The sequence below is a fragment of the Dendronalium phyllosphericum CENA369 genome (assembly GCF_016056275.1).
Taxonomy (GTDB): Bacteria; Cyanobacteriota; Cyanobacteriia; order Cyanobacteriales; family Nostocaceae; genus Dendronalium; species Dendronalium phyllosphericum.
In genome coordinates this window covers 27473-41958 of sequence record NZ_JAECZA010000092.1, presented here as the reverse complement: position 1 = coordinate 41958, position 14486 = coordinate 27473, and the positions used below count along the sequence as shown (strand labels likewise).

At 40.9% G+C, this 14486-nt stretch carries 7 protein-coding genes; 3 read left to right on the top strand and 4 right to left on the bottom strand.

Features of this window, described 5'->3' with window-relative positions:
- Positions 1-491: 491 nt before the first annotated feature.
- On the top strand, positions 492-4259 hold the full coding sequence (locus I8752_RS18460; RefSeq protein WP_214433761.1) for an nSTAND3 domain-containing NTPase: 3768 nt from the start codon (positions 492-494) through the stop codon (positions 4257-4259).
- A 357-nt stretch (positions 4260-4616) separates the two neighbouring features.
- Here I8752_RS18460 and I8752_RS18455 read toward each other — a convergent pair whose 3' ends face one another.
- Positions 4617-5597: a GIY-YIG nuclease family protein gene (locus I8752_RS18455; RefSeq protein WP_214433760.1), complete on the bottom strand. Its 981-nt coding sequence runs from the start codon at positions 5595-5597 to the stop codon at positions 4617-4619.
- Positions 5598-5857: 260 nt separating this feature from the next.
- Between I8752_RS18455 and I8752_RS18450 the strand changes: the two genes are divergently transcribed.
- Positions 5858-6925: a PDDEXK nuclease domain-containing protein gene (locus I8752_RS18450; RefSeq protein WP_214433759.1), complete on the top strand. Its 1068-nt coding sequence runs from the start codon at positions 5858-5860 to the stop codon at positions 6923-6925.
- A gap of 88 nt (positions 6926-7013) precedes the next feature.
- Here the strand turns inward: I8752_RS18450 and I8752_RS18445 are convergent, their stop codons facing one another.
- The 3 genes from I8752_RS18445 to I8752_RS18435 all read right to left on the bottom strand — a co-directional run bounded on the left by I8752_RS18445 (position 7014) and on the right by I8752_RS18435 (position 9227).
- Complete coding sequence (locus I8752_RS18445) at positions 7014-7241, bottom strand: hypothetical protein (RefSeq protein WP_214433758.1); 228 nt, start codon at positions 7239-7241, stop codon at positions 7014-7016.
- An 83-nt stretch (positions 7242-7324) separates the two neighbouring features.
- Positions 7325-8275: a ParB/RepB/Spo0J family partition protein gene (locus tag I8752_RS18440; protein ID WP_214433757.1), complete on the bottom strand. Its 951-nt coding sequence runs from the start codon at positions 8273-8275 to the stop codon at positions 7325-7327.
- A 196-nt stretch (positions 8276-8471) separates the two neighbouring features.
- Complete coding sequence (locus tag I8752_RS18435; protein ID WP_214433756.1) at positions 8472-9227, bottom strand: ParA family protein; 756 nt, start codon at positions 9225-9227, stop codon at positions 8472-8474.
- Positions 9228-10199: 972 nt separating this feature from the next.
- On the opposite strand from I8752_RS18435, the gene I8752_RS18430 reads away from it, so the two are divergent.
- Positions 10200-14486: RHS repeat-associated core domain-containing protein (locus tag I8752_RS18430; RefSeq protein ID WP_318780866.1), on the top strand; the 4287-nt coding region annotated here is incomplete at its 3' end.

Here is a 14486-nt window from a genome sequence, read left to right as displayed (position 1 = left end):
GCCCATAAACGCTTAAAAATGCTCTCTAATACCGCATAGTTTAAAGTTTAGTTGTCTTTTACTTATTTCTAACTAATGATACTTTGAGCTTGGATTAATTCAAGTCTTGTTTTGGAATGCTCAATTTTATGAAGATAACATTTTGATTTTAGTACTAATAAAAAAATAGTAGCTATTTTAGCTTTGTATCTACGGTTTTATACTTAATTTAACTCCGCGCATAAATTTTGATTGGTGATGTATCAGAAAACTACCTCACATCAAGCCATACAAATTGATTTTTTACTGCTTGTGAGAAATCCGGGATTAACCGTAAGTGCGCTCGCACTTGTAACTCTGCTGTTAAAAAAGACCCAAGTAGCTAATTTTTCAGATGGGCTATGATGAATGTTTTCAGGAACTTGCAAACTCTGAGCGCATGAATTTTGACTATTCAGGATACTAAGAACAATATTTTATCAAAGGAACAAATAATTTAGCACTCAACACACATGTCAAAAATTAATCAGATTCAAAATAAACTAAGAGAGTTAGGAGGCGCTGCTTTTCAGAAATTAGCAGATGCGTATCTATATAAAAAAGGCTACGAACGTATTAACTCTATTGGCTCTGTAATTGGAACTGATAATGTGAGGAAGGGAACTCCCGATACGTTAATTTCCTTAGCAAATGGTAAATATGTATTTGCAGAATACACTATACAGAAGGAAGGTGTTTATAAGAAGCTCAAAAGCGATCTTGATAAATGCTTTGACGAGTCAAAAACAGGAATAAGAATTACAAAAATTGAAGAGGTGGTTTTTTGCCATACTTCTACTCTTAATACAGATGAGCAAGATGCGCTTAGGGAAGAGTGTCAGAAGTGTGGGGTAAACTTAAATATTTTTGACATTGGTTCAATTTCCTACGACCTTCATCTAAAGTATCCAGGTATTGCACGGGATTTTCTTGGAGTAGAGGTAGATACAGGTCAAGTCGTCGCTCCTGACGAGTTTGTCACCAACTACAACAAAAATGCGCTTGCCACTCCTCTCAACACAACTTTCCACTTTCGTGAAGAAGAGTTAGAGCGGGTGTTGCAGGGGCTGGATGAGAGTAATCTTGTAGTAGTGTCTGGTAAAGCTGGAGTAGGGAAAACCCGACTTGTACTGCAATGTTGCAACCAATTTGTAGCATCTCACTCTGAGTACAAAGTACGATGCATATTTCTTCGGGGGGCAGATATTTTTGAGGATCTACGCATCCACTTTTCAGAACCGGGCAGCTACCTCATCTTCGTGGACGATGCTAACCGTGTCAGCCGATTTGAGTACTTTATCCAACTTCTTCACGACCAACGCTCGGATCAGCAAATTAAAGTCATTGCGACAGTTCGGGATTATGCTCTGAATAAGGTTCGGGAAGCAGCGCGCTCCTACAAAAATTTGATTGAGTTAGAAGTAAAATCCCTGGAAGATAACCAAATCAAGCAGCTTGTTGAAGATGAATATAGCATAACCAACCAAGTCTATCTCGACCGGATCGCTGACATTTCACAGGGCAATCCTCGACTTGCGATTATGATTGCAGATGTAGCGAAGCGGGAGAACACGCTCAAAAGCATCATTGACGTATCATCCCTCTACGACGAATATTACCGCTCAATCCGTCAGGATCTAGAACAACTCGGTGACGAAAACCTCTTGAAAACTGCTGGTATCGTTGCCTTTTTCCGGACAGTAGATCGCTCGCATGAGGAAATGATGCGAGCAATTAAGACAGTATTTGGCATACCTCAAGAGTTGTTTTGGAAAGCGGTGCGTCAGTTACATGACCTAGAATTGCTTGATATGCACGAAAACGAGGTAGTACGAACTTCAGATCAAGTTCTGGCTACCTACCTGTTCTATCTCGCTTTTTTCAAGGAACAAACGCTCAAATTTTCTGTTCTCATAAAGAATTTTTTCCCTGACTTCCAGTATCGATTAGTTGATGTCTTAAACCCGGTTCTAAATACTTTTGATCACAAGAATATAATCGAGATCATGCGTCCACATGTTGACCAAGCTTGGGAAACATATAAGGAAGCAGGGGATGAAACAAAGTTAATGCATCTGATGGAAGTGTTTTGGTTCCTCAAAAAGACCGACATACTTCTGTACGTTCGTGACTGCATCTCCAAAATGGAACCAGAGTCGATAGACATTTCTAAGCTGGAGATTAAGCCCAACTCTAATATTCCATCACCTTCTCTCCTCAAAACACTGGGTTTGTTCAGTTATTCGGATGAGGATAACCTCCGAATGGCGTTGGTTCTCCTCCTCGACTACCTTACCAAGCGACCAAGTGAATTATCACGGGGATTACATCTTCTTACCGAACAATTCGGCTTTGAGCATGATTCCTATGTTGACGGATTTTTTATGCAGCAGACAGTGATTGATGTGCTATGGGAGCGAGTCAAGGAAGGAGAGGAAGAAATGTTCTCGAAACTATTCCTTGCCCTGGCTGAACAGTATCTCCCAACACACTTTAATACTACTAAAATGAAGGGAAGACGCGCATTCAATATCCTTAATTTCGACTTGCTACCCACAAGAGAACTGATTGAACTAAGGCGTACAATTTGGAAGCGGGTATTTAAGCTTTACCAGATACCTATTTTTAGGGAAGAAGTGCTTAATCTCATTCATAAATACAGCACATCTGGTTATAAAATCGCTGTTGTTGAGATTATCACGCAGGATGCAGCCGACATACTTCCTTTTATCGAGTCAGCATTAGATTCTTGCAGCTATTGCCACTGCCTTGTAGTTCAAGATTACTTAAATCATCTTGAAAAACATCAAGTACCCTTTAATGAGGACTTGCGGGGTAGATTTACAAACGAAACTTACGCTCTATCCAAAGTGCTTCTTTTTAGCGGTACAGAAAGAAAATACTTTGAACTGGAATCCGAAGAATATCAGCAATTTAAGCGACAACAGATTGAAGAATACTTTGCAGATTACAGCTTTGCAAACTACGAGCAGTTTTTCCAGCAATGTCTTGAAATTCAAGGACAGTCAGACCGTCGAAAGCACAATGGGTTTCATTTTTCGAGTCGGGTAGTGGAAGTGCTAATAGCTCTATCTAACCGAGATCCTGACCTCTATATAGAGGTAATAAAACATTATCTTGGTCTTGGAGAACCATTTAAATTTAACGAGCTACGACTCATTAATAGACTGATTCAAATATTGGGAGTCAAAAAAGCTCACGAATTTCTTAATCAAATCGATTACCCTTCAAAGCGGAGATGGTTATTTAACTTTTATCGTTTGCTTACTCCGGAAGATATTACTTTTGAGTATTTGGATCATCTCTACATTCTTTATAGGGAGAGTGAGCCTAGCGAAATACCACGTGACCTCAACTTCCTTTTAAAGTACTGCTTGCTTGATAGCAATGTGGTCGTTCGGGTAACTGAGATTCTCCTAGAGAAGATAACTGAAAATTTAGACTACTCTTACGCTCTGTCGCCTCTATTTGACCTCCACATAGAGGAAAATAAAACTTTACTTGACCTTTTCAAAAACAATCTAGATTCTCTCAAGAAAGCTTACCTTGCAATTCTAAAAGTAGACTGGCATACAGATGATAACGGGCAATATTTTGAGTACATTCTAGACATTGATCCCAACTTTATCCTTGAATATATCAACTGGATTTATGAGCAGAAGGAACAGTCTTATCATTTCGACAATACCCGTGATTATTCTTTCCTTTGGAGGCATGAAAGCTATGAGGTACTGATGAGTCAAGTGGTTGACCATGTTTATGAGAAAGAGCTAGAGCAAGTTTTACTTAGATATAACAGCCTAAAAGATTTTTTTATTCTGCTCGCAGAGGCGAAAGATAACACTATTCTTCAAGAGAGACAGGATAAATTATTAAAGAGATTTATTGAAACTCGACATCAAGACATTGAGTTTACTCAGTTTGTGTTTAACGTTATTACACAAATATCATATGAGAGACGCTCCTCATTTATTGCTTTGTTTCTTGAACACAACAAAAAAATTGAGGATTTTAAAAAGCTTTCTCTAGAGTCTAATTTTCTTAGCTGGGAAGGGAGTGCTGTGCCCATGTATCAGAAACGTGTCGAATATCTAGAGTCTCTCCTTCCACTCCTCAATACTGTGGATTTTCTCCAACACAAACAATATATCGAGCAAAAGATTCAGTATCTTCGAGGAAAAATTGAGCAAGAAAAAAAGAAGGACTTTATGGAAGATTAATTTTTTAAAAAAATGCCATTTTATAATTCGTTTAAAATAAAAATCCGTTGTAGCTTCTCAAAGTAGGCGAGCATTAAAAAATAACCTTGCTGGCAGCTAAAATAAGGGCGGATATTTTATTAATACTAATTGTAGTATAATTTTTTTAACTTAACTCAACCATTAAGTTCCGTTTTAATCAAACCTCACGCAGCCCAATCTCTACACAGTAACTCAGCCTGTTGCAGCACTGTCACCGTCGCCTTCCCTTGCTTTTCTGGTGGATAACTATTTCCACAGCAGACGCTTGACTAACCTTCGTAGATTAGTCTTAACACTCTCTTTCACAGTCCAGTTATTGGTGACGTTGCTGGCGATTTATGAGGCATTGGATTCACCTTTAGAAATTCGTTTGGCAATTCTACTACCAACTCCTCTAAGACCTTGCTTATACTCTTCTTTTATTTTGTATATTTGTTTTCCTAGAGTTTCTCTATCTATGTCATCATTAAAAACTAATTTTATGGGGTCTTGCAAGTAAGGTTTTATTTGATTGACAAAATCTTTTGGAATTGGAATTTTCAGGTCTGCTTTGATTTTATCTAATATATCTGCTTCTACAATTTTTATTTGCTCACCAGCTAAAGTCCCCATTCTAGTTTTAGTGAACATCTGACTAACGTTATCTAAAACACTGACTTCAACAACATACCCATTTACCAAAATCCTGCACTGGACTACACCGTATCTTCTTACATATTCCTTATGTGGTGCTTCCCAAAGGTTAGAATAAGCTTTTCTAGTCCCAAATACATAACCTAATACACCACTAGATATTTCTATATCTTGTTCGGCGAACTCTCTTAGCTTTTCCCAATCAAGCACAATATGAATAATTTGTAGTCCTGCTAGTTTCTTTTTTAACCACCAGTCAGGTGTGATGGCATTTTTATTTATCTGTCTGGGTGGCTCTATACCTAAAACTATTAAGAAATCTGGTAATTTGAGTATTGTTTCTCTTAACAGATTTTCAGCAGGTAAAACCCTTTTTTTCTTTACTGGACTGCTATTAAGATGCGGTCTGTACTGTGCTATTAATTTTTTCTCTTCTTCATCTAGGTTGATTACGCTGAAATTATTGTAGTATATATAAAACTTTTTTCTCCCTTGTGATGATAATTGGTAAAGCCTATGGTGCGCTTTACCATTCCATCTCTTTTTAAGATTTTTTGCTTTTCCTATGTACCATACTATATTGTTTTCATCTAATACATAATAAATGCCTGAATCTTCTGGTAACAAATGTTTATTTTTTAAATCAACCTTCTTTAAATTTAAAATTGACTCGTCAGCATTCATATAAAGTGCCAATTATTATTTAATACTTACTTTTGATTTTTTCAAGTTGTAGATAGTAGAATTTACACAGATAGTCCCCATAGTTAAAATGCCCAATTAAACCAAGAAAATTAATCTACTCTTTAAGCCGAACCAGTACCAGAAAGCGCGATCGCCATCAAAGTTTTAAGTGTGTAACAGGTATAAATGATTGCCTATTCATGCACAATCGATTACTACGTTAATGTAAAATACAGTAACCGCCCGATAAGTTCTTCACTGTGACCGATTCCCTTTTTCCCGAACTGACCAACTATGATGCTTTTCTAAGCATCCTTAAACAGCGTATTCGCACCGCGCAGGTGCGGGCGGCACTTGCTGTTAACCAAGAATTAGTGCTGCTTTATTGGCAGATCGGCAGGGAGATTTTACAACGCCAGCAAGATGAAGGGTGGGGAACTAAAGTAATTGAGCGCTTGGCCAAAGACTTGAAAAGAGAGTTCCCGGAGATAAAGGGGTTCTCCCGTACAAACCTGCTTTATATGCGGGCTTTCGCGTCAGCCTACCCGGAGGAGTCATTTGTCCACCAAGCTGGTGGACAAATTCCTTGGCGGCATAACTGTGTCTTGCTGGATCGCGTAAAAGTCCTAGAGCAGCGGGTTTGGTACATCCAGCAAACCATTGAAAACGGCTGGAGCCGCGCCATTCTGGAGATGCAGATTGAGAGTCGTCTTTATGAACGCCAGGGAAGTGCAGTCACCAATTTTAGCCAGACCCTGCCTAAACCCCAAGGAGATTTGGCACAGCAGCTTATCAAAGACCCGTATAATTTTGACTTCCTGACGTTGGGCAAAGAAGCGCAGGAAAGGGATTTAGAGCGGGCGCTCGTGGATCGCATTCGTGACTTTCTCTTGGAGCTGGGAGCAGGTTTCTCGTTTGTGGGAAGCCAGTATCCTATTGAGGTCAGCTCCCAGGAATACAGGCTCGATCTCCTGTTTTATCACCTCAAGTTGCGCTGCTTTGTAATTATCGACCTGAAAATGGTGGAATTTCAGCCAGAATTTTCTGGAAAAATGAACTTTTATGTGTCAGCAGTGAACGCTATTCTGCGGCATCCTGACGATCAGCCCACCATCGGCATCATCCTTTGCAAGTCTAAAAACAAGACTGTTGCCGAGCTTGCATTGCAAGGGATGACACAACCTATCGGCGTTTCTACACACAGAATAGGAAAAGACGTTCCAGAACAGCTTAAAGGTATCCTGCCTACGGTTGAACAACTGGAGATGGAGCTAGATATGGCTGCTGCCGAACTTGAAAGCCAGAAGTACGGCTCCTTGGACACTTAAAGTTCAACTCATTGCCCGCCAAAACAATCTGCAATTAATTATCAATATACCTTTACCGTTGGTTTGAGTTTTAGCTATTGGGTATAAGTTAAATTCCGTTGTCTTCTAAATATTTTTTGATGGCTGCTTCTAAGTCTTGGAATGCAGCTTCTAAACTTGAATAGTTGGGTTTTCCTTCGTAGACAGTACCACCCAAATCATAAGCTCTGGCAAAGGAGTTAACATATTCGCTGTCCCCAATTTCTATCCAGCCAATTTCATTAACAAAGCGGGTTAGATGAGGGTAATTTTCTGCAAATGTTTTGATTTTTGGCATCAGGTAACTGAGTATTTATTTAAACATAGTAACTAAAGAATAGTCAGGACTTGCACTGTCAACCGCAAAAGCAAAATCAAATTTCAGCTATCATTGCTCTCTTCAACTATTAAGGCTTCTAGTTCTGCTAGTAATTTTTGCAATCGCTTTTGCTTCTTGGGATTATCCCAAACCTTTGATTTTTTAACTTTAGTATAAGCTTCATCGATCTGCTTTTTTATGTCAGAAGATTTTTTCTCTAAAACTCCGGTTGTCTCTGCTTTAATCACAGCAAGACGTTCTTTGATTTGACTCAAGGATAAGTCGTTTTGGATGGCATCGTCTAGCAATGATGCACGTAAAGATTCATCCTTTACTCGCGCAATTACTTTTGCTTTAGTATACTCAATCATTCCTGACCGTAGTGCTTCCATAATATCTTGAGGAAGTTTCAGGAGCGGCAACCGATTGGTTCTAAAACTTTCGGGGGAGAATTTTCCAATTGAGTTAAATACCTCAAGCAGGGTTTGCCATTCTGGACTGTGGATAACGTTATCCACAGCTTCTCGTTCTGGATGAGCAGCTGAAGTAAGTAAAGCAATCACTGACTCAGCGGTTTGATTGAGTTTTAATGCTAAGAGTGCAACAATTCCCTCGGTTTCCTCAACAGGATTTAAATCTTCTCTTTGCAGATTCTCAGAAAGTGCGAGTTCAAATGCCTCAACATCAGTCATCTGCCGAATCACAGCCGGAACAGATTCTAGTTGAACAGTTTTAGCAGCTTGGAAACGTCGTTCCCCCGCAACTAATTCATACTTACCATCCTTTTGTGGACGAACGAGAAGTGGTTGAAGAATTCCATACAGTTTAATTGACTCTACTAAATCATGCATGGATTGAGGAGCAAAGTACCGACGAGGTTGCTGCTGTGGCAAAACAATTTGTTCAATTGAAATAAGTACAGCAGCGCTCTCGTTTCTTGGTTCGTCAGAACCAAATAGAGCATCAACTCCTTTGATTTGATAAGGCTGAGTAGTACGCTTTTTTGAATTCATGATAGCGCTGACAAATTTTGAGCAATCTGTTTGAGGATATTAACAGATGAATGCTTAAAGAGCATAGAGTGCCAATGGCAGATGCTCTTGGCTTGCATTAACACAAATTCAGTTAACAGCTTCTAGCAAAATCCGCTCTTCTTTTTTGTGGATAACGTTATCCACAGTTATTTAACTCTTGGTGAGCAGATGTTAATTATGGTAATACTGACAAACTTTGAGCAATTTGTTTAAGGATACTAACAGATGGATGTTTAGAATTATAGAGTGCCAATGGCAGATGCTCTTGGGCTGCATCAGCAAATCCTACTGATCGAGGAATAGGTGGATAAATTGTACCAATCTTAGACAGAGAATTAGTAATTGACTGTAAGCTTTGAGATCCTTGTCCAGTTCGATTGTCATACATCGTCGGAACTACTCCCGCAATCTGTAATTTTCGATTAGCACGAGAACGGACACGAGCAATCGTTGTTAACAATAGTTCTGTTCCTTTCAAAGCTTTATATTCAGTCTGAATAGGGATAAGTACGTGTGTGGCGGCAACTAAGCTGATATAGCTAAGAATACCGAGGCTTGGTGGACAGTCAATGAAAATGAAACTGTATTGTGTGAGAACTGGTTCAAGCGCTTCTTTTAGGCGCATATCTCGCATATCTGCTACGACAAGTTCCAATTCTGCACCACTTAAGTTGATATTGGCAGGTGCCAAATCCATACTATGAATATTCTGATGAATTGGTAATGGTTCGTCTCCAAGGAGAGCTTCATAAACTGTCTTATCTAATTCAGATGGCTCTAATCCCATAAAGGCTGTCAGCGAAGCTTGGGGGTCCATATCTACTAACAAAACTTTCTGCTTCTTTTGAGCCAAGTGGTAGCCTAAATTCATCGTCAAAGTGGATTTGCTAACACCACCCGACTGATTGAAAACCGCAATAACCTTGGTCATTGACTGAACAATAACAATAAAGACCTCAACTTAACAATATCGGTATCAGCGCTTTATTTGCACAAAAAATTTCTGGCGGTAGTTTATGAGAGAAGCCAAAATAATACATAGATTCTATTCTAGGTAGAATCATGATTATTAAGTAACTTATTTATGGGATTTAGTAACAGTAAGAAAAAGTTAAGCAATGGTAGTTCTTACTTGCTTCAAAGCTATATATATCAACAATTATAGGAGCCATTATCTCGCACTGTTCTTGCGCGGTCGCAGCTACAACAGGCGATCGCCCGCCTTTCCACCTGCCTAACATTCCAAATCAACGCTCATACTGCGGCGCTGTGCTGCATGACAAAGCCCAGTTACAGTCCCTGAGATTTCCTTGAAAAAAAGAGCCGCTATGTACGCGAACGCACCTCAATTACATACAAACTACCATCTATATAAATAAGCAGATTGAGAAGAAAATGAATGCTGCATCTTTAAAGAATGGGGTAAAAGATTTTTTCCAATGAGTTGAGGAATGGCTCAAAGGGCGTAAGCAAGGCTAAAAGTTATGAAGTTACCAGTTTTAGGAGCAACGTGATTTCAGAAAATCGCGTTGCTCCCCTAGTTTTGTGTATCTATAATTGCGAGTACTAAGATATGCAGATATTTGAGTGTTGAAACATGCAGCTACCCGCGATGATTATAAAGGATATAACTATCGCAACGAACTAACCAATACATAGGAAAAAAGATTTTAAACGACATTCTTTAGAAAAGTTTAAAGATGTACGCAGAGATAAGATTTACAGCAGCTATTTGCAAGCCTGGAACAGTCTTTCAAGATTTTGCAGTGGTGTAGATAAAGATTTGAAAAAAGTAGCAAAGAAAATCGTTCAAAAAGCAATTAATAACCGTAATATTCCCTAAGAAGCAAATTTTTAACTTTGCCCAGTATTCGAGACATGACACTACACTAAGGAAGTTTTTATGACCACAAAATACACGTATGTCTCTCCCGGTGTGATTAACGTCACGGATGCTAGCAATACAACGACGGAACTGAGGTTCACGTCTACTGGGCAAATTCAAAGTATTAAAGACCCATTGAACCGAGTCACCCAGTTTACCTACGACAGTAACAATAACCTTAACCAGATTACCGCTCCCGGCAACACCATCTATCGCTTCAGCTACGATGCTAAGGGAAGATTACTCAGCCAGACCGACCCGCTTAACCAAACCGTTAGCTTCACCTACGACCCGAATCGTGATTCTCCGCTAACGGTGACAGACCAGAAAGGTCAGGTGATGCGCTACAACTACGATAGCAGTGGCAATCTGACGGGGATTACCTATGCTAACAACAATGCAGAGACATTTACCTATGATGTCAACGGTCGGCTAACTCAGGCGACAGAACGGAGTGGCGATACCTTTCGCTATGACTATGATGCGGCGGGACGGGTGACGCGCAAAACGTTTAAGAATAATACCTTTGAGCAGTATACCTACAACACTGCGGGGAATTTGACTGCGGTGAGGGATGTTCGGGGTGGTATAACCAGCATGGTGTACGACACAAATAATCGCCTGACGAAGATTACCTATCCCAATAATCGTTTCCTTCAGTACACTTACGACAGTGCGGGCAGACGCACGAGTATGGTGGATCGAAATGGGTTTACCGTTAATTACAGCTATGACGCAGAAGGAAGGTTGACAGGATTAACAAACGGCACAGGAGCTAGTATTATTGCTTACACCTACGATGTAGTAGGTCGTTTAACCAAAGAAACCAACGGTAATGGTACTTATACGCTCTATACCTACGATGGAGCGGGGCAACTGACAGCGATTTCTAACCGGAAGGCGGATGGCACAGTAAATTCGTTTGCCCAATATACCTATGACAGTTTGGGGCGACAGACACAGGCGGTAACAGGAGATGGAAAGTGGGTATATACCTACGATGCATCAGGGCAGTTGACAAGAGCGCAGTTTACTTCCACGAATGTCAGTATTGCCAATCAGGATTTGCAGTATGTCTATGATGCGGCGGGGAATCGCACGCGCACAACGATCAATGGTGTGACGACCAACTACACAGCAAATAATCTGAATCAATACCAAACGGTTGGGACTGCCCAGTATTTCTATGATTTGGATGGCAATTTGACGCGGGTAGTAGATGGTAGCCGTGTCTCAACCTATACCTACAATGATGAAAATCGCTTGATTGGGGCGACGACTCCAGAGGGCACGTTTACCTATGAATATGATGCTTTTGGCAATCGCGTGGCATCTGTTCAGAATGGTCAACGCACAGAATATTTAATCGATCCGTTTGGGCTGGGGGATGTTGTTGGAGAATATAACAGTAGCGGTGGGTTAACGGCTAATTATGTGCATGGTTTGGGTTTAGTAGGTCGATTTAATGGTAGCAATGCGGCTTACTATGACTCGGATTTAACTGGTTCAACAGTGGGGTTAACCAATGCATCGGGAAGTTATCTCAATCGTTATGCCTACCGTCCATTTGGGGAGAATTTGCTGACGATTGAGGGGGTAGCTAATCCCTTTGAGTATGTCGGTCAGTGGGGGATTATGGATGAAGCGAGTGGGCTGGATTTTATACGAGCAAGATACTACTCATCTTCATCAGGAAGATTCACAAATCCCGATCCAATTGGACAATCTGGAGGAAGCAATCTCTATTCTTATACCTTTAACAACCCAACTAATTCAATAGATGTCAGTGGAAATCGTTTATCAGGAGCCGGCGGTACTAGTAGACCACCATATCCTAGTTCCCGCTATGGAAACTTTAAAAAAGTTCCACCTGTTGATAAAACTCCAGATCCTACTGGCAATAAAACGGGTGGAAATCAAGGGCAACAGCAAGGTGGTCAACAGCAAGGTGGGCAGCAGCAAGGTGGGCAGCAGCAAGGTGAGGAACAGCCAGGTGGACTAGACATTAATGCAATTTTAGGAATAGGTGTCTTAGCAGTAGGAGCAGGCCTACTTATCTGGGCTACTGATGGACTAGTACTAATTCCATTGGTGTCGTTTGCGCCTGCTTTTGCAGAAGAAAGCAAATCTGCTTATCCTGGGAAAGCAGCAGTAGAAGCTAGTCGAGGGCTTTTTGATCCATTAGTTTTAGATTTAGATGGTGATGGCATCGAACTCGTTTCGCTTGAACAGTCCACCGCACAATTTGACCTAAATGCCGATGGATTCAGAGAACAAACTGGCTGGGTTAAAGGTGATGATGGCATATTAGCCTTGGATGCCAACAGCGATGGCAAGATAAATGATATTACAGAACTCTTTGGTGATGCTGTTACTGATGGCTTTACTGAACTTGCCACCCTAGACAGCAATAATGACAAAGTTATTGATTCCAGGGATACTCAATTTAGCAAACTTCAAATTTGGCAAGACTTCAATCAAAATGGCATCACCGACTTTGGGGAACTAAAAACCCTGACGCAATTAGGGATTAAATCTCTAAGTTTAAATGCACAATCTGCTGGTTACACATCTGAAGGTAACCTGATTCAAAGTACCAGCCAGTTTATTCGCACAGATAACACCACAGGAAATATGGCATCTCTGTGGTTTAACGCAGATCGTCTCAACACCACCTATAATCAATCCTACCAACTCAAGCCTGAAACCCTGTTTCTGCCTACAGTAAGGGGCTATGGCAAATTGCCGGATTTATACATCGCCATGAGCCTTGACAGCCAGCTTCTGGGGCTGATGCGAGACTTTGTTCAGTTAAAATTGCAGGATCTCAGTCAAGCAGTTCCTAAAATAGAGGAGATTCTCTTCCGTTGGGCAAAGGTTGATAATGTTGCACCCAACAGTCGCGGCGAGTTTTTCGATGCTCGGAAGTTGGGATTCCTTGAAGCATTTCTGGGACAGCCCTTACAGTTCAATTTTTCGTTTGTGCGCCAGACCCGCTTTATTCAACAGTCGTGGGATACTGTTGTGCAGGGGATTACGGCTCGCCTGGTTGTACAGAGTACGATGGGCAATGTTTTCCCCAACACTACCTATAGCCTGAATAGCGATACCCTCACCAGCAGCGAAACGCTAAGTGACTTGCTCACACGCCTAACTGCGAATGTCCCAACGAACTCTGCGGATGCAGCTCGCTACTGGAGTTATGCTATTGCGGCTCTTGATGCCCATGAAACAAATTTTGGTCTCACAGAAGACGCTTACAATACGCAAATCCAAGCAGCTTTAGCACCCAGCAACTTGGGAAATTATCTAGATGTTCTCCGTAATCCAACCTTTGGGTTGAATCTAGATGATGTGTTGTATCTAACTAATCCAATAGGTAACTTCTCTGAAGGTTTAGCAGGGAATGACACATTTTATGGTTTATCCAGTAATGACATCATCAACGCTGGTGCTGGTAATGACACCATTACAGATATCCAAGGTATTGATCTTATTGACGGGGGAGATGGAACTGATACCTTAGTAAATGCAGATTTCTCTGCCGCAACAAATAACTTAACAATTAACAATAGCAGTAATCAATCGATTGTCCTTTCCACAGGTGTTCGGGTCACAAATGTTGAGCGATACACTAACTTAACCACTGGGAGTGGTAACGATCAAGTTCAGTTTTCCGGACGTAACAATAACTCAATCACCACAGGCGCAGGGAATGACACCATCAACGCCGGATTAGGAGAAAGCGACTCTGCTTATGGTGGAGCAGGTAATGATTTACTAATTCTGGACTACTCAGTAGGTGATACAGGGGGCGGAATCTCCTTTAGTGCTGGGAGTAGTAGTGGAAGTGCTACTCGCTTCAACACAGATAACACTGTGCTTGACCAGATTTTCTTCTCTGACATTGAGCGATTCAATGTCACCGGTACTAGTAAAGATGACTATCTTGCAGGTGGAAGTGCCAATGACACCATTATTGGCGGTGGTGGTAATGATAGCCTTGATGGCGGTGGTGGTAATGATAGCCTTGATGGTGGAACTGGCACAGATAAGTTGACCTTAGATTTGTCCACCCAAACTGGCAACCTCAGTTTAACGAACTATCGCAGTGCAGGTATCAAGATTACAGGTGTAGTCAGTGCTACCAACTTTGAAATTTTCGACATCACCACAGGCAGTGGTAACGATAGTGTCACTCAAGCTGGATTAGTTAATGGAGTTGTCTTGCGAGGCAATGACACAATCATCACAGGCGCAGGGAATGACACCATCAACGCCGGATTAGGAGAAAGCGACTCTGCT

Excerpts from the sequence above, each read along its gene's own strand:
- I8752_RS18460 (WP_214433761.1), top strand. The coding sequence starts at position 492 with ATGTCAAAAATTAATCAGATTCAAAATAAACTAAGAGAGTTAGGAGGC.
- I8752_RS18455 (WP_214433760.1), bottom strand. The coding sequence starts at position 5,597 with ATGAATGCTGACGAGTCAATTTTAAATTTAAAGAAGGTTGATTTAAAA.
- I8752_RS18445 (WP_214433758.1), bottom strand. The coding sequence starts at position 7,241 with ATGCCAAAAATCAAAACATTTGCAGAAAATTACCCTCATCTAACCCGC.
- I8752_RS18440 (WP_214433757.1), bottom strand. The coding sequence starts at position 8,275 with ATGAATTCAAAAAAGCGTACTACTCAGCCTTATCAAATCAAAGGAGTT.
- I8752_RS18435 (WP_214433756.1), bottom strand. The coding sequence starts at position 9,227 with ATGACCAAGGTTATTGCGGTTTTCAATCAGTCGGGTGGTGTTAGCAAA.